The sequence below is a fragment of the Dyadobacter ginsengisoli DSM 21015 genome (assembly GCF_059568735.1).
The window spans coordinates 582,888-604,308 of record NZ_JCANTY010000007.1 but is presented as its reverse complement, the minus strand read 5'-3'; the positions used below and the strand labels follow the sequence as shown (position 1 = coordinate 604,308).

Sequence of the window (21,421 nt, the reverse complement as noted above, 5' to 3'; positions counted from 1 at the left end):
TTGGAATTCGCCCGGCTATTTTAGCGTAGGCCTATGCATAAATACATCGCGGGATGAAGATCAAAATACAATTATTAGCCACCTTTTACAGCTCCTTCGGTTTTTACCTGTGGGTTATTCCACTTGTTGCGTGGCTTGCCCTCGGTGCTCCTGTGGGCCGGAATCTCTATGTATTACTGCCGGCGTTGGTGCTCTACAAATTGTTTTTACAAGGCGTTACCGTATACATTCTCCAGCGGAGGTATGCATATCGGTTTTTCTTTTATGCCAATGCAAATCTCTCGCGTACAATCCTGTTTGGAGTGGCGTTTGTGGTCGATTTTGCAGCATTTTTTTTGTCGGTCAGCTTTATTCAGCTAGCTAGCGACCTTTGGAAATGAAAAACCGCACGCTCGAAGCTGACAGTATGTGGCTGGAATACGGTGGCAGGAAAATCCTGCAAAGTATTTACTTAAAAATGGAAGCCGGCCAGGTAACTGGGTTACTCGGCCGTAATGGCACCGGCAAGACCAGTCTGATGCGGATGATCTTCGGCACGCTGCGGGGGCAAAGCCAGTCTGTGAGGATCGATGGTGAATTCGTTTCGCATCCTTACCGGCAATCCGGATTGATCAGCTACTTGCCCCAGCATCATTTTTTGCCGCCGGACTTGAAGGTGAGTGAGGTATGTAAGTTATACCGGGTTGATTTTGAAGCCTTATGTCGCCATTTTGATAGCCTGGAAAGGTATCATCAGACTCGTGTAAAAGACCTCTCGGCGGGTAATGCACGGCTGATCGGTACCTTGTTGGTCCTGCTGTTACCGGTTGCTTTCACATTGCTTGATGAGCCCTTTGCAGCACTTTCGCCGATCAGCGTGGAGCAAATGAGCAAGGTAATCACGGAACAGAAGGCGCGAAAGGGCATTCTCATTTCCGATCACGCCTACGAATATGTATTGGACCTGGCCGATGAAACTTATCTGATTGTCCCGGTGGGAAGGAGTATCCTGTTGAAAAACGTGCGTTCCGAACTTGCAGAGTTTGGCTACATCTGAGACTCCTGATTGTGACGCATTCTTTTGAGCGTTTCTATTATGGCATTTGGGGATCTTTTGCATAACTCTCCGATCAGCACCGATACGTTGTGAGAGCGGCTTATTTTTCAAAAACCAATGCATCAGCCTTCGCTCCCAGCTCCTCCAACGCATTTAGGATGGCTTCCGTAAAAGCATCCGGGCCGCAGACGTAGAAAGGTTGGTCGAAATCCGTGATGTGCTTTTGCAGGAAATCCTTGTCGATGCGCCCGTGGTAGTAGCCTTCCGCGTTTGCTCCTGAAATTAGGTTGAAGAAATGGTCACCGAGCATTTGTGCGAGTTCTTCCTGGAGGATAATATCGGCGGTGGTGCGATTGGAGAAAAATAGCTGGTTGTTTCCGAGTTGTCCTTTTGTGTATAAATCCCGGAAAATGGCTAAAAATGGTGTGATGCCCGCTCCTCCGGCCAGAAATACGCCCTTGCCTTTGTATTCAATGGCTCCCCAGGCATCGCTGATCTCGAAGCTGTCGCCCGGCTGGACTTTCGTCAATGCGTTCGTCACCCCATCGTGATCGGTGTAGGACTTGATGGTGAATTCCAGTGTGTCGGCGGAAGGTAGCGACGTGAATGTAAACGGCCGTTTTTCAGTCACCCACTCATTTGTCAGAATCGAAAAATCCGTGGCCTGGCCGGGTGTGTATGTAAAACCCTCCGGTTTCTCGACGGTGTAGGAATTTACATTGTGCGTAACCGGCTTTTTGGCTAGCAGCTTGACAGGATAATCGGCCATGATCTCAGATTTGGAAAAAGGATAATATTAAGCAACTGCAAAATACACACTACCGCGAATGCAATCAAGAGCGATTTTTATCCATTTGAACCGTTTTCAGGCAGCGGCTGAAAGTGGCGGGCGTGGTCCCGAGATAAGTGGCAATGTAATGGTCGGGAATGCGGCGGAAGAGCGATGATGGCTGGTTTACATAGTGCGCAATGCGTTCTTCGACAGACAAGTATTTGAACACCTTAACCTTATCCGTAAAATTGATCAGATGCTGTTCGAGTAATTTCACTGCAAGCTTACCCATATAGGCGTCTTCCTCCACAAGTTTGCGGTAAGATTCATAGGAAATCGCATAAACGGTAGTGTCTTCCAGCGTTTCCAAAACTTCATTTGAAAGTTTTTGCAATAGAAAACTTTCGGCAATGCAAACGATATCTCCTTCTGAAACCAGCAGCGAAGTAATATCCTCGGATCCGCGCAGATAATACGTGCGCATAACGCCCTTTTCGATAAAATAAAGCGATGGGCTTATCTGGCCCAAATCAACCAGCACCCTGCCTTTCGGGATCGTAAATCTTCTCAGGTTCTGTTGGAATTTCTCCTTGATTTCATCCGAAAGCATGAATTTGGAAGCTTCCAGCAGATGGTGTAATGGCTTTATTTCTTCGGAGAGCTTCATGGCGATATCGAAATGGGAATGATAAAGGGTAGAGGCAATTGTTGTACGACAATGTAAAATCTTGTCGTACAACAATTTAAACTGATGTCTGCTGACAAGATATAAAATATTGGGTTTGAAGTTACTTTGAATGTATCAAAATCCTGCTAATCATGAACTTCCCGCTAATGAAAGCCGCCGCTCTGTTTGGAATGATCCATTGCATAATGCCGCTCGCACAGGCCCAGGACAAAGGTAAAGGTGAATTAAGTGCTACCGTGGGAATTTATCCGGTGGAAGATATTGTGACGGCAACTTTTTTGGTGATCCTGGGCGACCTGTTCGATGCGCATGAGGGAAGGGACCCCAGCAATCCGGTCTTTTTTCTTACTTATAAATACCACGTATCTGAGCGATTTGCAATAGGGGGGACGACCGGGTACAATCATGATTCGAAATCATGGGACCACTACAATTATGACGGATGGAGGCAGCGGACTTTAACCTCGGCCGTGGAGGGTACGATGTATTGGGCCAAGCGTCCGGGATTTGATTTTTACTCGACTGCCGGTGCGGGGCTCTTTTTTAGAGAAAGAGCTTATTATGAAACACAGAAAAAAACCGATGCGGGGCCTGCCATGTACATAGCACCGGTTGGGATGCGGTTTGGCAAGGATTTTGGCTGTTTTATGGAAATGGGGTACGGATACAAAGGCATTTTGAATGCGGGACTGAATTTTCGTTTTTGATAAGTCCGGAGAACGTCGATTTGTTTACAGGCTATTCCAAAAATGGAAATTCCAGACGGCTGTATGCCGTCCGGAATTAATAAACACATATTTATCAATTTGCAAACTATTTTTATTTCTCACTTTGCGATCACAACTTCATGCCTGCTGTAAGAACCATCGTCAAACAATACACGCACAATATAGGTACCTTGGCCATATGAAGAGACATCGATAGCCTCAGCGTTATCGGGGCCTTTTTTATAAACCACCCTGCCTACGGCATCGAAAATTTCGATCGACTTAATTTTCAGATCTTGCGGAGGCTTAACGGTCAGGATATTTTGCACGGGATTCGGATAAACGATGACCGGCATAACTTCGAACATCAGGCTGCGTATTGCGCTGTACGCGTCAGAACCGTCCAGGTCGACCATATGGAGGCGATAAAGATTAGCTCCTCTAAAAGGAACGTTATCGGCTACTTCGTAATTTGTGATCTGTTTTTCACCTCCGTTTGCATTTACTCTGGTGACGTTGTTCCAATTTTTGCCGTCTACGCTTTTTTGAACTTCAAAATATGCCGCATTGATCTCTTCGGAGGTGGACCAGGATAACTGTGCCGAGTGGCCTTCTTTTTTTGCATCAAAATTGACCAGCTTGACGGGCAATGTGATTCCGACTACCGAAGTACCGGCAGATCCTCCCGCTGATATCGGACGACGTTTGGGATCAGCTACGTTTGTCCAGTTACTACCTTCCTTGTTTAGGGCCAGTCGGGGATAAAACTTCGTGCTTTGAGAAACCGGCCCTGAAAAATTAATGGTAAATGTCGCCAAAGTCGTGAAATCATTAACATTGATGTCCTGTTGCCCAGCTTGCCCGGGTGGTGCTGACCGGGCGAGGGTCAAACCCAGCTCCGTTTTGCCTTGTGATGGATTGCCGGGAACTCCTAACTGAACGCCCACCTGACTCATAGCGTTAGCCGGGTTGCCGGATCCGGACCCGCCGATGATTGAAATGCCGGCAGGGAGTTCAAAATCCAATCTGATGTTTATGGCTTGCCAGTTGTCGTTTTCCGGTCCGTCATACAATGTGCCAGTGGCAGCGCCTTTTGCGGCCAGATCGAATTTCCAGGACAAGCCGTCCGCGCTTACTTCTTTATTTTGGAAGTCGATATCTATGGTTTGAGATCTCGCTTCTTTTACGAGAATGCCAAAAGCCAGAAAGGCGATGACATATTTATGTTTAGCCAAAAATTTCATATCGTAATTGATTTAGAATTTAAAACACTGTTGCTGTCTGGCATTTTGTGATTGTGAACAATGCGTATTAGTAGCTGCGGCTGAGCAAAAAGAAGTCAACATTACATTCCCCTGATCGGCTCATTGCGCCTGGTGGAATGAGTTCGCCGGTATGGTTCCAGCGACCTACAACAAATATGGATTGGTGCGGTTGAGGTTTGAAATAGAATAGAACTGCACCTGTTTCGTCATAGCTTTCGACAGTTCTATACCAAGCAGATAGGAAATTTTCTTGTATAATGTGTGCTCATAAAATGATGTTTTTTTAAACGTTCCTTATCTTATTGTTCAGGTAATCTTGCTTTTGAAAGCGCTCTCTTCTTGCGGGAGCAAATCGTGGTAGTGCGATTTCAATAATCAGGAGTCATCTCGTTTACTTAAAAACCAGCTTTTCAGAGCGATGGTCATCAATGCGGTACCGAACACTATATGATCATCTTCATAGCTTCGCTTACGGCGGAGGATTAATAGACCGAAATATGAATTGAAGCAATGAACTCACCGCAAATTGATGAGCAAGCAGACAGCATGGGTGGACGATCGGTCAAATCCGGATTGTCTAACATGGGGAAGGCAGCCGAAGAGATAAGCCGGAAGATGAAGGACTTGCAAATTCCGTCGAAGAGAGGGTTTAAGGAAGGTATTGTTGCGTTAGCTTTTGCCAACCAGCAACCCTGAGATCAATATGCCATTGATTTTCAACCCATCAATATTACAGCCCGACAGTTCCACTCCACTCAGATCGCAATCAACAAACTTGCTCTTATGCAGATCGCAATGATCGAAATGCAGCGGGCGTTGCTCGGCATTCGGGTCGTACATAGGGTGGTCGGGCGGGCATACCCCTATGTTTGTGAACATCGCCCCGCCCAGTTGCGCCCCTTCAATACGGAGGTCGCTCAGATTAGCGTCCACAATCGATACATTACTCATATTCACGTCGTTGAAAGTGGAATTGGAAAGCATGACACAATGGGCGCTAATGACTACGCATTCGCTATCGAGCTGAATTTCCTTTACATTTTCCATGAGACCGATGGTTTTTGGGTGAATGATCTGCTAACTGACCAGTGCTTGGCTTTGGCGGTTGGCAAATGTAAAAGTAGCCGCGTTACAAGCAAGCTGAAAGGGGCAGAAGAGACGAATTTGGCGTGTGATCAGGACAAAGTTTCGGTTTCTGCAGGTTCGTTCTCGAACCGGGGTTTAATCAAAACCAGCATGAAAAGTGCGATGCCTAATGCAAATCCTACGAACGTCCAGGCCATTTTTGTGACCGTTTCGGGTTTCAACAGGCTCCTTTTGGGGTTGCAGGATCATGAAATCATTGTTGACCCGTTTTTTCAATGCGTACTGGACTGCTATACGGAAATGCGCGCGATCATCCGATGCGGGCTTATGTTCGAAATGATCCAGTTTATAAAAGTCGTAAACCCGCATTTTTCCCACACATTCATCAAAAAACTTTCTTATACGTCTTTCCTTGACCTGTTGGCTGTTCAGGTTGCTGATCCGTTTATGAAACTTCACGCCGTACCAATACAGCGGTGTCATGGTAATAAACTGGTCTTTGTGAGTTAAAATAGGATTTACAAAGTAAATATCAATGTCAAGGTTCTGATTGTACCTGCCGTTTTTCGTAAGCGCATAATGTACTCCGCCAATGAATTTGTGGACCGCAAATTCATTGATCCGGTAATACCGAACGCGCTCGTATTTACGGATTTCCTTTACGTTTTTTATTTCGAGCAATTTGCCTGTGGAGGTCGTCAGCAAATATTGAGAAGGGATTAGCATCGCTGCCATTGAAACCCAGGCAATACCCTGCATTTGCCAGCTCCCTTTGTCTTTTCCCGCTTTGAATTCGAGCCTGTCGAACCGTGGTTTTAGCAATAGCAGAATAGGTATCCAAGGGAAAATGGCCGGAATCCAGTAGTGCCATATATCTTCACTCAATTCGATAATAGGGTATTTATCCAGAAAGAGCCACCAACGTATGAAACCGAGAAAAAGTAGCGTCCCCCACGCTACAATGGAAAAGGGAAGCAGAATGTGCTGGAGTTTTGAAAGGTAGTTTGGATTGAGCTTCATTGGGCAATAAAAGCTTTAAGAATAATACGTTTTACTCTCGTTCGGAGGTTCTCTTATATTTGTCGAACGATAGATGACCTCATTCAAAAAGCTGTTTTACTATTCTGGTTGGGTTTGTGTGTCTGGCATCCAAGATCAGTACAAGCAACACGGTGTATGTAAAAATTTCGGCACGCAAACCCAGCGCTATTACTGCAATCCGGAAGACGGGCGAACTCGCTGAATATAATTTCCTGAATCGTGATTATTATGAGGCCGTCACATATTGGGACGCTGGTCTGCATTGGTTTGTCAACTACAACAAACAGCACAAGGCCCTGCTGACTAGCGGGGACGCGTTTAGCCGTTGGCCTTATTTTATAATGGCGATGCACACAAGCTCCGCGAAGATGAAGAAGTATGGCAAGACGTTGCGCAGCCTGGCAAAGTAGGTGCTTGGGCCTGTAAAAATAAATTTCACGGATTAAAGCCAAAATTGTGGATGCAGCGAGCCCAACCAGTGCATTACCGGTCGATATGGCAACTTCTGCTATAAGCCAATTTGGAGGGCATGTATAATCTGAAAAACTAGTCCGTTGAGAACAAGAAATAATACTGGGATTATGCCCAGAGAATTCTCTCATTCATTGTTTAGTCGTCAAAAAGGTGAGTCGCCAAAGTTGAATCCGATTCAGTAAGGTAGCTAAATGGAGTATCAAAGCTGACAAATTATTCGGCTTTGCTGTCCCTTTCCATCCCATAAGTATGTGATTTTTTTGTCCCGCTATTTGTCCCGAAAAGCAAAAACGCCGTTCCTGATATCAGAACAGCGTTTTGTGCCGAAGGCGGGACTCGAACCCGCACAGGATTGCTCCCTCACGCCCCTGAAACGTGCGTGTCTACCAGTTTCACCACTTCGGCTTGAAATTCGGTGGGCAAAGATAGTAATCTTGTTTTGGACTTTACAAGCGTTTCCGGTGTCGGTCGGAGAAAAAATCCGAAAAATTTAAATTTTTACACCTTCGTACAGCGCCGGAATGTGGATTTTTCGATAACCGGCCTTTTCCAGCTTCAATTTGAATGCAATCTGTGTCTCATATTCACCGTGGACCAGAAATACTTCCTTCACGCGGTCGGGCGTCTGGCAGGAAAGGAAATCCAGCATCTCGTTGTAATCGCCATGGCCGGAGAATGAATCCATACTTTCGACCCGACATTTCACGTCGAAGCGCTCGCCGAAAATATTCACTTGCCTGTCGCCGCGCTTCAATGCGCCTGCAAGCGTGTTCGCTGAGGCGTAACCCACGAGCAGGATCGTGGAGTTCGGGTCGCCGATGTTATTCTTGATGTGGTGCTTGATCCGCCCTGCTTCGGCCATTCCGGAGGCAGAAATTATGATGCAGGGCTCTTTGCGGTCGTTGAGCGCGATGGATTGCTGCACGTCGGATATATAATTGAGATAAGGAAAGGCAAATGCATCGCCATCCTTTTCGATGTAATCAAGGATCTCAGGGTTGAAGCATTCATCGTGCTCCTTCATAATGGCCGTGGCCCGGATTGCGAGCGGACTATCGATGTACACCGGGATCTGCGGAAGCTGTCCGGAGCTCGAAAGCTGGTCGAGGGCGTAAATGAGCTCTTGCGTGCGGTCGATCGCAAAAGCGGGGATGATGAGCTTACCACGTCGACGGACGCACGTTTCCTGCACGATGCGCAGCAAATGTGCGTGCATATCGATCTCCTTTTCATGCAGGCGGTCTCCGTAGGTGGATTCACAGATGATGTAATCCGCTTGTGGAAATACCTCTGGCTTGCGGAGAATGCGGTCTTCGGGGCGACCGATATCGCCGGTAAAAGTGACCTGTTTGAATGTGCCGCCATCGGGAATGCTCAAATGTACGGCGGCGCTGCCGAGCAAATGGGCGGCGTCGGTCAATATCACCGACACTTCGTTGTTTTCGCCCAAAAAGAACGTCTGTCCGTAACGCACCGTTTTGAAAAGATTCAATGCGTGTGCCGCATCCTCGGCATTATACAATTCTTCGAGCAATGGGCGGCCCTGCTTTTTACGACGGTTATTAATGCGTTCGAGGTCTTTTTCCTGGATATGAGCGCTGTCAAGCAGCATTATCCGGCAGAGGTCGGCCGTTGCGGCGGTACAGTAAATCGGCCCTTTGAAACCCTTGCGAACGAGGCGGGGGAGGAGGCCCGAGTGATCGATGTGCGCGTGAGAGAGGATTACATAATCGACTTCGGAGGGTTTGAATCCGAATTCCTGATTGAACTCATCGGTCTGGATGCCCTGGAAGAGCCCGCAATCGAGTAATATTTTAGTTCCTTTTTCGGTGGTAATGAGGTGCTTGCTTCCGGTAACGGTGCGTGCGGCGCCAAAAAATTGGATCAGCATGATTGTTGGGTTGTGGAGTTGTTGAATAAAGAAGATGCGGTCAGGCGAGTACGTAGAGGGAGTCGAGGTTGCGGCCGATCCCATCATAGTCGAGCCCGTACCCGACGACAAATTTGTTGTCGATCTCAAAACCGACGTAACGCATATCCACCGGCGTTTTCAATGCTTCCGGCTTGTGTAATAATGTGGCAATTTCGACAGATCTGGGACCCATTGACCTCACTTTGGTGATCAGCTGAGACATTGTAAGCCCTGTATCGACGATATCTTCGATGATAATCACATCCCGGCCCTCGATATTTTCCTCCATGCCGATGATCTCCCGCACAGCCCCGGTGGAAGTCGTTTGAACGTAAGAGGAAACTCGAATGAAATTGATTTCGCAGGAGAGCGAAACTCTTTTGACGAGCTCGCCGGCAAAGAGAAAAGCGCCGTTCAGGACAACAATAAAAACCGGGCAGGAGCCCATATAGTCGGTAGTGATGCCGGCGGCTAACTCGCCAATGCGTTTTTCGATGGTTTCGCGCGAAATAAAAGGGACAAATGTTTTATCCAGAATGTTAATCATAATTTTGAAGTGCGAATCAAATTCCCTTGCAAGACTGCCTTTGGTTCCCGGGAAGCCGGCCGCCGGGACTCGTCAAATACTCTGAGGATCAATATTAACTCTTTTTTCAAAAACCCGGCCGATGACAAACGCAAAATATAAATCGGGCGTTAATAGGACAGATTTACCCCTGCTATGAAAAGGTCAGTTGTTAACATTATCATATTCTGCTGTTTAACTGTAATTACCAGCCACATTGCCATTGCCCAATTGTATTCTTCGGCCGAGCTGGACAAGAATTACGATATGGTCCTCAAAAATCCCAGTGTACAGATCGAGTCGACCGAGGCGATCAACAAGTTGTACAATTATCAGTTTTACGAGGCGGATGCAGAATTCCGGTGGCTCAAATACCGGTATCCCAAGCATCCTATGCCTCATTTCCTGATGGGCCTGGCTGAATGGTGGAAGATCGTGCCCAACACTGAGAATGAATCGTACGATAAAACTTTTCTCGCTCAAATGGATTCGACCATTACACTGGCCGAGGAGCTTTATGATAACGAAAAGAATAAAATTGAACCTGCATTCTTCCTCGCGGCTGCCTATGCATTTAAAGGCCGGCTGTATGCGGAGCGTGAGAGTTGGGCGAAAGCTGCATTTGCAGGCAAGAAGTCGTTAAAATATTTCGAGCAATGCAAGGGTAACGGTGACCTTTCACCGGAATTGCTCTTTGGCGACGGCCTTTATAATTACTATGCCGAATGGGTACCTAAAGAATATCCGATCCTGAAACCTATCCTGGCTCTTTTCCCCAAGGGCAACAAAAAACTCGGCGAACAGCAGCTTGAAAAGGTAGGAAACAATGCATTTTACACCCGCGTAGAGGCCCGTTACTTTCTTTTGCAGATTTACAGCATGGAAAATGAGTACAGCAAGGCCTACGAAATGGCCAAGTACATGTGGCAGACCTTCCCGAATAACCCCTATTTCGAACGCTACTTTTGCCGGACGGCATTTGTCACGGGCAAAATGGCCGAAGCAGAGCAGGCCGCCCAGAACATCATTACAAAAATTGGACAGGGAATGCCAGGCTACGAGGGCGTGAGCGGGCGCAATGCAGCTTATGTACTGGCCTATTACAATATGAATTACCACCGTAACTACGAGGCTGCCGGTGAGTATTACAAGAAGGCTATCGACTACTCTACGCAAACCAATTCCTTGAACGCTGGTTATTATGTTTCCTCGTTGTTAGGATTAGGCAAAATCGCGGAGCATAAAAAGGATTATGATGAGGCACTGAAATACTATAAACTAGCCGATGACCGTGCCGATAAAAAGTCCAGCCAGGATAAGGAAGCGAAGGCTGCGATCGCGAATTTGAAGAAGATGAAGCGAGAGCAGCGGAGAAGGCGGTAGAGTGGCGTCCTCGTAAATGCTTCGACCGCAAATGCTTCGACTTCGCTCAGCATGACATAGCGTTGTCACCCTGAGCGAAGAAGGGCTTTGTAAGATGACACCTTATCGTTTCAACTCCGCATAATGCTTGAAAAACAGCGGAATAGTCTCAATTCCTTTGTAATAGTTGAACAATCCATAGCTCTCATTCGGCGAATGCAGCGCGTCGATATCTAGCCCAAAGCCCATTAGAATGCTTTTGCAGCCCAATTCCTGCTCGAAAAGCGCCACGATGGGAATACTGCCGCCTCCCCGGGTAGGGATGGGTTTCTTACCAAAAGATTCTTCCATGGCCAGTTCGGCTGCACGGTACTCGACCGAGTCCGTTGGGGTTACATAGGGCAGCCCTCCGTGGTGAGGCACTACTTTCACCTTGACCGAAGCCGGTGCAATAGATTCGAAATGTTTGGTGAAGAGTTCACAGATCTCGTCGTCCGTCTGATGGGGAACCAGGCGCATAGAGATTTTCGCACTCGCTTTGGATGGAAGCACCGTTTTAGCGCCTTCGCCAATGTAACCACCCCAAATGCCGTTTACGTCGAGGGTAGGGCGGACGGAAGTGCGCTCAATGGTCGTGTAACCCGTTTCTCCTGCGACGTCGTCGATGGCCAGGTCCCTTTTATATTCATCGAGGTCGAACGGAGCCGCATTCAATGCTGTGCGTTGTTCGGTAGTCAGTTCTTCTACTTTGTCGTAGAAGCCTGGAATGGTAATGTGGCCATTTTCGTCTTTCAGCGAAGCGATCATCTCACACAATACATTAATCGGGTTCGCGACGCCGCCGCCATACACGCCTGAATGCAGGTCGCGGTTGGCGCCTACCACCTCCACCTCGACGTAGGTAAGTCCACGCAGCCCCGTTTCGATGGAGGGCACATCGTTGGCAATGATGCTGGTATCGGAAATCAGGATCGTATCGCATTGCAACATTTCCTTATATTCGCGGACAAATGTCCCCAGATTCGACGACCCGATTTCTTCCTCGCCTTCGATCATAACCTTTACATTACAAGCGAGTGTACCCGTTGCGAGCATAATTTCGAGGGCTTTTATATGCATATAGAATTGCCCTTTGTCGTCACATGCGCCACGCGCGTAAATGCGGTCGTTCTTGATGACAGGCTCGAACGGGGGAGAGTTCCAGAGTTCGTAGGGATCGGCAGGCTGAACGTCGTAATGGCCGTACACCAGCACGGTCGGCAATGCGGGATCGATTATTTTTTCACCATAAACGACGGGGTGGCCAGCGGTTTCATAGATTTCAGCCTTGTCCGCACCTGCTTCTGCGATACGGTCGCGGACATATTCCGCAGCTTTGAGCATGTCGGGTTTGAACTTTGAATCGGCGCTTACAGACGGAATCCTTAGTAAATCGAGTAGTTCGTTCAGGAAACGGTCGCGGTTTTTTTCAATATATTCCTGCATTGTTTGTTGTTGTTTTTAGTCGGATCAATTTATGAAACGGCCGTCAATTTAAAAAAATAACCCCTAAGGTTGCGCCTTAGGGGTTCGGATTAACGGGGTTAGATTAGTCTTGTTAACTTCTGGCCTTCGATTTCGCGAAAATGTTCACGCGGTTTTCGTTGCCGTTGAGCAGGCGTACGATGTTTTTCTGGTGCGTAAAAACGACGAGAACAAACATCACAAAGCCAAAAACAACCAGCAATGGCTCAGGATGCCCGAAAGCGCCCGTCCACGAAAGTACCGGAAATGCCAATGTCGCGAGGATCGAGCTCAGCGACACGTATTGAGATGCAATTAGTGTCAGAATAAATATAGTAATGCAGACGGACGCCAGCTCGGGATGGATGGCGAGTACCATTCCAAGGAGTGTGGCAATTCCTTTACCGCCTTTAAAGTGCACAAATATGGGAAAGATATGGCCTATGATCGCGATGATACCAAAGATGATCTTGTACATCAGCAACTCGGTTTCACCGATCTCGTTCATGTAAAAAAGCATGGAAGCAAGGCAGGTGGCCGTCCAGCCTTTGAGTACATCGATGAGCATTACAACAGTGCCAGCGCGTTTGCCTAAAACCCTGAATGTGTTGGTGGCACCCGCATTACCGCTGCCGTGTTTCCTGACGTCGATTCCAAAATATCCAATGCCGTACCAAACAGAACTTGGGATGGAACCCAGCAGATAAGCAGCAACAATCGCAACTATTAATAAGGCAACACTCATTTTGTACTATTCAAAGATAAATTTAAATTACAAAAAGCTTTTCTCAAAAATACGATAGTTGGAGGATTTTACAAGCAAAAGTGACGCGAAACTATAATTCTGTATACAGATTTTCAAAAATTAGCAGAAACTATTGTAAATGCTACTAGCCGCATCAGAATCCTTCTGTGGGTTCCGCTTTTTTCTTCTTTTCTTCACTGGCAGAGGGAGCCGCTTTCTTCTTCGCAGTGGCTTTGACGAGCTTGGCTTTCTTAAGGGCAGGCTGATAAAAATCATCAAAGCGGTTAACAAACATATCCTTCTCTTCAGTTCCAATGTTCACCAGGGTCATGTCTTTGGACTTCACGTTTTTCGACTTTGCTGTGATCTCATCGTTAAAATCCAGCAGTGATGAAACGACACCGAGTTCGCCTGCTTTATAATCAAAATAATACCAGATATCGGGGGAAGCTTCCAGGTAGAGGCTGAATTCATCACCTTCCACACCCCTGCGGAGTTCGAGGACACCGGTCATCTGCGCATTGATGTTGTTTCGGCCAAAATGGGCTACGCCGATCGGCCCCTGTGAATAGTACGCATTATGTGCGGGAGACCAGTGGAGATTGACGTTGGACAGTACCATCGGTACATCCAGTGCCGGCGATGCTTCAAATATTGGCTTGTAGCCAGCGGCTGTCAGTTTCACATATGCATCCGTTGCTTTCGGGCCGATCAATGCGGAAAGCTTCCGGTTCAGTTGCTCGGCATCGTCGTCGGCTGCCGTGCTGTTTTGCTCTGCGAGGTTGGTTTCAACGATTTTAGCTGCCAGTGATGGTGCTATCGGCTCCAAAGCAGGCATTTTCATCAAAAGCATTGTATTGAAACGGAATTTCGAGCTATCGACCTGCACTTCGGCGCTGCCTACGGTTTGCAACCAGTCGGCGGCGGTCAGTTTGAATGGCCCGGCGAATGTCGCGAGTCCGGTTTTGTCGTCGAATGTCAGTGCATTGCCTTCGTCGATCAGTCCGTCGGGACCCGGCGGCGGATTAACGCGGAATGCCTTGCTGTCTTCGTCGTAGCTCAGATTACCCTGTGCCTGGTAAATATCTTCGTCCCCATCCGAATCCTTGGGCGAAAGGAAGCTCATATACATTCCTTTGGCCTCGTTGTAATGCAAGCCCACTGAAAGCGGGATTTCGTGCTCATTTTTGAGGTCTTTATTGATTTTAATAGAAACCGATTCCCCGGGAGAATCCTGATACACGATCCATGAGCTCTGGAAATCCTTTCTAAACTTGATTACCGGCTTCACAAAACCATCCAGTTTCAGCGACGGCTCGTACGCAACGAGGTTGATACCTCCTTTGTACTGGATGCGTGGCGAAAGGAACAGGTTTTCTGTCTCTTTGATATCGGCCCTCGCGGTTGTGTAATATTTGATTCCGGCTGCGGGCTTGTCCTTCGCTTTGGTCCGCTTTCCTTCTTCGCCTGCTCCGACTTCCACGAGTTCGAAGTTCTGCATTTTAATGTTGAATGTATCCTTTCGGGCGGTAATGTACTGGTAGGTAGCTGAGCCCTCGAAATGGTTGCGGGAATCGATGCGGATATCGGCGTCACGCAGATGGTGCGAGACATTCAGGGTATCGATTTCTATACGTGCTTTTTTCAGCGGCACAATCTTACCCTTGCTATCCACGGCCACCATACCGCCGTCGGGGATAATTTTCACGTCGGCAGTTTGAATGTACGGTACACCTTTGATATTCAGTGTTACCTTTTGAATGTCGTAAATCGCTTCCGAGCCGTTGAATGTAAGCCCTTCCTGATCGGGGTCGGTGGAGGTGTAGGACGAGGTTTCGCCAAGTCCTTTCATCAGGATCGTTTTCTTCGTCATATCCCATTTTGCGCTCCCGATCAGCGTCTGGTAGGACGCGGTGGGGATTTGCATGCCCGAAGAATCATTGCCGAAACCCGATTCGTCGGTCACAAAATTGGCGATACCTGTTTTAAAGTTAAAATCGACATTCACATTGTTGCCGGTCAGCAGCTTTTTAGTCGACTTCACATCGCCGCTATTGATTGCAAATGCGGATTTATTGGCCAGAAAACCATCCTTGTTGAACTTAATATCGGGTGAAGAAAGCTCGGAATCGGCCCGTTTCAACTTGCCATTACCATACAGCCCTGTTGAGCGGAGCAGCAAACTGCCTTCGAGATTAGTCGTACCCTGGTGGAAGGAGAAAGATTTGCCTTGGGTGTTGATAAACATGCTATCGGCATTAGGATACCATTTCAACGCATAATCTTTCAAAACCACACTTGGAAAATAGCCTTTGCCGATGGTAGCTTCTTTAATACTTGCCACGTCGCCGGTTGCCATCAGCGAATCGGAGGTTAGGAGGATGTTCTTGGCAGTCATCGACGCCGAAAGGTATTTCAGAATGGCTTTGGAATGCAAACCGCTGTTATCCATTGTCAGCGTGTCAGTAAACTTTGCCAGTGCTTTCCCTTCGTATAGCTTAATATCCGTCACCGGGGGTTTGTATTCGAAGCCAAGCGAGTTATCGGGCATGCTTTTCAGGATCGTTTGAATAGGCGGAATAATGCCATTGGAATTAAATGTACCATCGAAAATGACATCCCGCTGGTCCAGACCATCCATATCGATCTTTGGGATTTTAAAAAACACTTCCCGCGGGTACAGCACCGTTCCTCGCTCGGGTTGGTCGAAATACACGATCATACCATCCGGAACGACAAGCCTGGGCGATTTCTTAATGCCTTTCTGAATCCCCGACTTGTTTTTCGGATCACTGAGATAGAATGTACCTCCTTTTTCGTACTTCACATGACCTCCGACTTCGCCTTTCTGGCCTTTGGCAAACTTGTCGCGCGGCGTAAATGTGATCGAATCGGATGGGGCTACATTCACAAAGAACTGGTTGTAGTCAAACTTGATGTTTTGACCACGGAACTGGTAATTGGAAGCCACCATCTGCCCATTCAGCGTGAAATTGCGGTTTTTGCCGATGAACAACTTTTTGTCTGAGGGAATGGCATAGATTTTCAACGAGTCGCTGACGATGAAACGGGAGACGCCAAGGACGGTCAGCATCGTATCGGGCAGGTAAATCGTTGCATTAGCCACCTCTTCGTTGGCTGCAAACTGGCCGCTGACCTGGAAGTTGTCATAATCGGCTTTGTCCAGATTGGCGAGAACATAGAGTACCCCTTTTTTACTCAATGCATACTCATCGGTAGCTTTGTTATAGATAAAGTATTCATCAAGGGTCAGCCGTTGCAATGCATTGCGGATGATCGTCGGATTCTGCTTGAACTGAGTGGCCAGTTCTTCCGGCAAAAATGACGTCTTTTTGGTAGTTTGGGCATAGCTCGCAGCCATAATCAGCGGCTGAAAGCCAAATTCCTTGCTGATCTCCCTGAAACGCTCTTTTTTGAAATAGTCGAACGATTCGAGGCGGACGGGTACATCCTGCTTTCCATTGATGCGCAGGAATTCGACCTTGTCGTTCGGGAACCTCCAGCGCATGGCCTGTGCCCAGATGTTCATTTTGTGATAGGAATCGCGGTAGGGTAGCGGCCCGTAGTCGGTTTTGTCCATCCGGCCGAGTTTCACAAGTCCTTCGTCGTCATTGTATTTAAAGGTAACGCCCTGGTGAATCAGCGAATCTCCACCCAGCGGCATCGAGTACAATGCAAATGTGGCTGTGAAAACGGAATCTTTCAATGCAAATCTTTTGCTTCGAACCGTGAATGCGGGTTTCTCCTGGTATTTGACTTTGATGGTTGAATATTTGTCGTTCAGCGCGGAGCTGTAACGGTCGAGGCCGATGAGCGAATAACCACCCTGGTAATCGATATTCTTGCGGATCTCTTTCAGTTTCGCGTCGATATCGTTGGAAGCGAAACGGGGGTACAATGCGGGTTGGCCCTTGATACGTTTGATGCCCCGGTATTCCAGCGAACCTTTGATCGTTGCCGCCAGGTAAGTCTCGGAATGTAAAGTAGCGTTTTCAGCGAGGAGTTTGGGGTGATTAATATTGAATGAATAGCTGTCCAGATCCGCGTAAATGCTCGAATCCCCGGCTGTCTGCCAGGTAAACTTCCCGTTTTTACCTACAAAAACGCCATCACGCAGCGACACACTCCCATTCGTCGGGCCAAAGACGACGGAATCACCGCCTGCTACCATCGCAAAAGTGGCATTTTCCAGGTCCATCAATGCGCCTGCAAGAACAGGCAGTGGATTGGACTTCGGGGCGATTACGAAATTTGAATCTACCGGCGTGTTCCAGCTGTCGTTGGCAATTTCCGTCTCTTTGGTGACGGCAGAGTCACTTTTTGTATCAAACCGGTATTTGAAGTTTCCGCCCAGCAGGTAGAGAGTATTGTAATTGCTTGCGTACAACTTGTTGCTTTCGGCAATCGGAAGGGCAGTTTGAAGCACTTTTTGAAAAGTCTTGCCGTCATATTTTTCGCCCGAACTAGCTGCGACATCCAGGAACCCGTCGAGCTTTTCCGGTGACCGCCTGGCAACAGATTGCGTATTGCGGATCAGCAATGCGAGCACGGAGCCCGCCTTCTGGCCTTTGGCAATCTGCGTTTTGATAATCCCGATGAATTTCGCCTGCTGGGATGGATTTACCGCCGACATCCAGACGCTGTCGAGCTGGGCTGTGGACCGGATAAATTGCGGATTCCTGGTTCCGTCCATCAGTTTCCGTAGCTGCACCATAAACTGCCCGGGCTCGTCCGCCAGTTTGAGGTTCTGGGCAGTCGCATTTTTTCCGATAAAAATCAGCAGGTAAAGCAGTAGAGCAAAGCGAAATATTTTCATGGGTTGTAGCTGTCAGCGTTCAGCAATTAGCTATGGACTTAATTATTGGTTCTTTTCAAAAACAACGGTTGCCCATTGGTTCCGTGTATTGGACCTGAGTTTTTTCAAACCGTTTTCCAATGCACATTTTTCAATATCAGCCTGGTCGGTTTCATAAAATCCGCTGGTAACAAGCCAGCCGCCAGGTTCCAGGTGCGCCACGTACGTCGGGATTTCCGCCAGCAGGATGTTCCGGTTGATATTCGCCAGTACACCTCCGAAAAGTTTCCCTTCCGGTACATGCTGGATCGTTCCCTGGAACACTTCCGAATCGGCCGGAAGCGCATTCATTGTGAAATTCTCGCGGGTATTTTCCACGGCCCATTCGTCGATATCGAAACCCAGCAGCCGTGTTGCTCCTAATTTATAGGCCAGAATCGCCAGAATTCCCGTTCCGCAGCCGACATCCATGATCGAAAGACCCACGTGAGGCAGGTTAAGTTGCTCGTTCATCACCAGCCACGTGGTTTCGTGATGCCCGGTGCCAAACGACATTTTGGGTTGTATCAGCAAATCATATTTAAAAGAGGGATCGGGCTCATGAAAAGTTGCCCGTACACGTACCTGGTCACCTACCTCGATCGGCTCGTAGCTTTTTTCCCACTCCTCGTTCCAGTTTCTCCTTTCTAACGATTTCCAGGTTGCCGCTATTGTCGTTAATTCCAGGTATTTGGCCTTTAAATCATGGATAGCATCAGCATTGAAATCGTCTTCCTGAATGTAAGCCAGCAAACCCTCGTCGGTCTCTACAAACGACTCAAATCCGGCCTCTCCCAGTTCTGCCATCAATATTTCCGAAAATTCGGGATTCACTTTCAAATCAAGCTCTATGTAATTCATTGTAATAATTATGGATAAAAATTCGTCAAGTGAAGGTGTTGAAAAATTTCAGGAATGCAAGGGCACAGGGATTGTGTGAATCTAATTTGGTGACTTGTATCCCTCAACTAATACCGGTTATTTTAAATTGCATTTTAAAATAACGGGATTATTTTAAATGTTCAATCGATTACTTGGACCTGAAATTACGACGCTAGTGCCGGACACACCTGCAATAGCTTTGTTTGAGTCCCCGTCAAGCGGGAAAAATGACGCTGGTCAAAAAGCTTCTGACTAAATTCCCTCATCCAGGTAATTACGTGGATCAGGAATCCGATCTTAATCGATTGGGATGCGGAACTTTACCTTCAGGAACCGGACGAATCGACCATTATACTAGACGAAATGCAGAGAATGCCTTCGCTTCTTTCTCTTTTGAGTTCCTTAATTGATAGAAAGCGCGTTCCAGGCAGGTTTGTTCTCCCAGGCTCCGCGTCTCCCGGTCTATTGAAAAACAGTTCGAAAACACTCGCTGGTCGCATATCTCCACTTTGACCGGGCACTTAACAAGGCTATTGAAACAGAAAAAGCCATCAACATGGCTGTTAATGGCTTTCTAGTTTATGATTTACGTCACGGTTTGCGCCTCTTGGCAGCCAGATCATGCGCGGTATCATAATAAGACCGCAAATTCATCCAATCAAACACATCGGAAATGTTTTCAACGCGGTTACGTTGCATGATGCGATCGCGGCGCTGCATTCTCACGAATTTGAACAGGATATCGGCGAGCTGGTCGGCGGCCTGGGAGAAGTTCTGGGATTTGCGGTTGATGACGTAAATTCCCCGGTTTTCGTAATCCCGCATGATTTGCATAATGTAATCGCCAAACCCGGAAAGGTCGCTGGTCACGGTCGGAACGCCCCGTACCACGCATTCCAGAGGAGTGTAACCCCATGGTTCGTAATAGCTCGGGAAAACGCCCAGGTGGCATCCGCGGACGAATTGTCCGTAATCGAGGCCGAACAGCGGGTTGGTGGATGATATGAAATCCGGGTGATAGACGATCTTGACGCGATCACGCTCGTTGTTGACGAGGTTGGCCCGTTTGCAAAAATCGGTAATGCCGTCTTCCTCTTTCAGGTCGTGTGTTACAAACGCCGGGAGCTTATCGGTTTTCCAGCTTTGGATAGTCCTTCTCAAACGGAGCCGCCAATATTCATCCACAAACTCGTTCAGATCTGGCATTTTATGATCGGCGCCCGCGGCGGTTGCCAGGAAAAGCTTTTCTCCGACTTCCTTTTCGATAGCCGTACAGGTTTCCTGCAACTCGTTCAGCACGGCACGCGACTGTAATACATCGGGATTGACCGAATAGTAAGGTTGTTTGGTCACAATAAACATCACCACCGTCATATCCATATTAGCCTGCACCATTTTCCAGTTCAGCCGCGCCAGGGCTTCCAGGGTGAGGTCGTAACCTTTGTTGCTATACTCGTATCGACCGGACGTAAAAAAGTACAAGGTCTTATCCAGATCGAATGAGTAGCTGGGAAAGAAATGCCCCAGGACAAATTCGTGGATACGTTCTTTGTGTTTTAAGTGCAGGTTCTGGAATTCATGGACAGCCTGGAAGCGGACGACATTCAGTCCGTTCGGAGTGACGAGGTCGGGCATACGGCCTAAGAATACTTCACATTCGCGTGCTGTCACGTCGCTTACCGTGGTCAGTACATGGGCACTTAATGCAGCCTGCCGCTCGACGGAGCACTGCGCAAGGATTCCATAATTTTTGGCTTCCTGTTCCCAGTCGAAGAATGGCAGCTTGTTGTAGAAACCGGAAACGTTCTGCGCCAGGTAGCGCCCCAGCATGGTCGCGTGGGTCGTAAACGTGGTCGCGATTTTTACGTTTTCGCGTTTCAGTTCAGGCAACCCGCTGCTGGCCATCCATTCATGAAATTGCGCGAAAATTTCTTCCCGCTTTGCATTCTCGTCCGCATATTCTTTCAAAAAAATGCGAACAAGCTCACCAAAGCAAAGTGTTTGATTGACAAGTGGTTCAACATTAATCGTCGGAATGCGGTTGCGCTCCCAGAGACTGAATTTGATCGCGTCGAGCTGGGGGGCAATGCTGTCCAGATCAAACAGGACCACGCGCGGCTTGCCCGTTACGAGCCAATAGCCGTAGTGCACACCGTAACCGATCTCCCGCATTCTTTTTACGATCCTGCCGGCGGGGGAGTCGTCGAGGTCGTGGATTACTTCAAATTCGGAAGACGCCTTTTTTTCAAAATAAGGACCGAGCAAAAAGTAGTTTTCATCCCACTTTTCGACCATGGCAGGCACCTTTGTCCTTATGACAGTATATATCCCTCCAACTTGATTACAAACCTCCCATGCAATTTCGAACAGGACGTTTTTCTTAGTGGTTTTGACAAATGGTTCCAATATAGGGTACAGTTTTAAGCGTTACTAGGGCATTTCAGAAAAAGGACGCTGCTCCGGTTATGTCACAAAAATCCTTGTTATTGCACAATAAATATGCAGAAAAATAATTCACAATTACAATA

At 47.7% G+C, this 21,421-nt stretch carries 18 protein-coding genes and 1 tRNA gene; 6 read left to right on the top strand and 13 right to left on the bottom strand.

All coding sequences use genetic code 11. The features are described 5' to 3' along the window. Positions 1-53 precede the first annotated feature (53 nt). Positions 54-380, top strand: a complete 327-nt coding sequence (locus BP71_RS27395; protein ID WP_496384759.1) for a hypothetical protein — start codon at positions 54-56, stop codon at positions 378-380. Further along, positions 377-1,036 carry an ATP-binding cassette domain-containing protein gene (locus BP71_RS27390; RefSeq protein WP_496384758.1) on the top strand — a complete coding sequence of 220 codons (660 nt, stop codon included), beginning with the start codon at positions 377-379 and terminating at the stop codon, positions 1,034-1,036. The genes BP71_RS27395 and BP71_RS27390 overlap by 4 nt, the downstream gene beginning before the upstream one ends. A gap of 100 nt (positions 1,037-1,136) precedes the next feature. On the opposite strand, the gene BP71_RS27385 is transcribed toward BP71_RS27390, so the two are convergent. Then, a complete protein-coding gene (locus BP71_RS27385) occupies positions 1,137-1,805 on the bottom strand; it encodes an FAD-binding oxidoreductase (protein ID WP_496384757.1) in 669 nt (222 codons plus the stop codon). 64 nt (positions 1,806-1,869) lie between these two features. Continuing rightward, complete coding sequence (locus BP71_RS27380; RefSeq protein WP_496384756.1) at positions 1,870-2,475, bottom strand: Crp/Fnr family transcriptional regulator; 606 nt, start codon at positions 2,473-2,475, stop codon at positions 1,870-1,872. Between the two features lie 152 nt (positions 2,476-2,627). On the opposite strand from BP71_RS27380, the gene BP71_RS27375 reads away from it, so the two are divergent. Then, positions 2,628-3,203: a hypothetical protein gene (locus BP71_RS27375; protein ID WP_496384754.1), complete on the top strand. Its 576-nt coding sequence runs from the start codon at positions 2,628-2,630 to the stop codon at positions 3,201-3,203. A gap of 119 nt (positions 3,204-3,322) precedes the next feature. On the opposite strand, the gene BP71_RS27370 is transcribed toward BP71_RS27375, so the two are convergent. The 3 genes from BP71_RS27370 to BP71_RS27360 all read right to left on the bottom strand — a co-directional run bounded on the left by BP71_RS27370 (position 3,323) and on the right by BP71_RS27360 (position 6,574). Then, complete coding sequence (locus BP71_RS27370; RefSeq protein WP_496384753.1) at positions 3,323-4,447, bottom strand: T9SS type A sorting domain-containing protein; 1,125 nt, start codon at positions 4,445-4,447, stop codon at positions 3,323-3,325. A gap of 690 nt (positions 4,448-5,137) precedes the next feature. Next, entirely contained in the window at positions 5,138-5,515 is a 378-nt protein-coding gene (locus BP71_RS27365; RefSeq protein ID WP_496384752.1) for a pentapeptide repeat-containing protein, read from the bottom strand. A gap of 174 nt (positions 5,516-5,689) precedes the next feature. Further along, the gene (locus BP71_RS27360; protein WP_496384751.1) at positions 5,690-6,574 is read right to left on the bottom strand and encodes a hypothetical protein; all 885 of its coding nucleotides are present in this window, start codon (positions 6,572-6,574) and stop codon (positions 5,690-5,692) included. A 116-nt stretch (positions 6,575-6,690) separates the two neighbouring features. On the opposite strand from BP71_RS27360, the gene BP71_RS27355 reads away from it, so the two are divergent. Further along, a complete protein-coding gene (locus BP71_RS27355) occupies positions 6,691-7,005 on the top strand; it encodes a hypothetical protein (protein WP_496384750.1) in 315 nt (104 codons plus the stop codon). 385 nt (positions 7,006-7,390) lie between these two features. Here the strand turns inward: BP71_RS27355 and BP71_RS27350 are convergent. The 3 genes from BP71_RS27350 to hpt form a co-directional block, all read right to left on the bottom strand. Beyond that, positions 7,391-7,474 (bottom strand) — tRNA-Leu (locus tag BP71_RS27350). A gap of 85 nt (positions 7,475-7,559) precedes the next feature. Further along, positions 7,560-8,960, bottom strand: a complete 1,401-nt coding sequence (locus BP71_RS27345) for an MBL fold metallo-hydrolase RNA specificity domain-containing protein (protein WP_496384749.1) — start codon at positions 8,958-8,960, stop codon at positions 7,560-7,562. A 40-nt stretch (positions 8,961-9,000) separates the two neighbouring features. Continuing rightward, complete coding sequence (gene hpt / locus BP71_RS27340; protein ID WP_496384748.1) at positions 9,001-9,528, bottom strand: hypoxanthine phosphoribosyltransferase; 528 nt, start codon at positions 9,526-9,528, stop codon at positions 9,001-9,003. A gap of 174 nt (positions 9,529-9,702) precedes the next feature. Here hpt and BP71_RS27335 point away from each other — a divergent pair, with 174 nt between their 5' ends. Then, entirely contained in the window at positions 9,703-10,929 is a 1,227-nt protein-coding gene (locus BP71_RS27335; RefSeq protein ID WP_496384747.1) for a tetratricopeptide repeat protein, read from the top strand. Positions 10,930-11,031: 102 nt separating this feature from the next. Here the strand turns inward: BP71_RS27335 and BP71_RS27330 are convergent, their stop codons facing one another. The 4 genes from BP71_RS27330 to prmA all read right to left on the bottom strand — a co-directional run bounded on the left by BP71_RS27330 (position 11,032) and on the right by prmA (position 18,872). Then, positions 11,032-12,393, bottom strand: a complete 1,362-nt coding sequence (locus BP71_RS27330) for a dipeptidase (protein WP_496384746.1) — start codon at positions 12,391-12,393, stop codon at positions 11,032-11,034. Between the two features lie 112 nt (positions 12,394-12,505). After that, positions 12,506-13,156 carry a glycerol-3-phosphate 1-O-acyltransferase PlsY gene (plsY, locus tag BP71_RS27325; RefSeq protein WP_496384744.1) on the bottom strand — a complete coding sequence of 217 codons (651 nt, stop codon included), beginning with the start codon at positions 13,154-13,156 and terminating at the stop codon, positions 12,506-12,508. 154 nt (positions 13,157-13,310) lie between these two features. After that, positions 13,311-17,993 (bottom strand): hypothetical protein, encoded by a 4,683-nt coding sequence (locus BP71_RS27320; protein WP_496384743.1) that lies wholly within the window; start codon positions 17,991-17,993, stop codon positions 13,311-13,313. 42 nt (positions 17,994-18,035) lie between these two features. After that, complete coding sequence (gene prmA / locus BP71_RS27315) at positions 18,036-18,872, bottom strand: 50S ribosomal protein L11 methyltransferase (protein ID WP_496384742.1); 837 nt, start codon at positions 18,870-18,872, stop codon at positions 18,036-18,038. Between the two features lie 384 nt (positions 18,873-19,256). Between prmA and BP71_RS27310 the strand changes: the two genes are divergently transcribed. After that, positions 19,257-19,406, top strand: coding sequence for a hypothetical protein (locus tag BP71_RS27310; protein ID WP_496384741.1), 150 nt, complete (start codon positions 19,257-19,259; stop codon positions 19,404-19,406). 78 nt (positions 19,407-19,484) lie between these two features. Here the strand turns inward: BP71_RS27310 and BP71_RS27305 are convergent, their stop codons facing one another. After that, positions 19,485-21,299 (bottom strand): glycosyltransferase, encoded by a 1,815-nt coding sequence (locus tag BP71_RS27305; RefSeq protein WP_496384740.1) that lies wholly within the window; start codon positions 21,297-21,299, stop codon positions 19,485-19,487. Between the last annotated feature and the right edge of the window lie 122 nt (positions 21,300-21,421).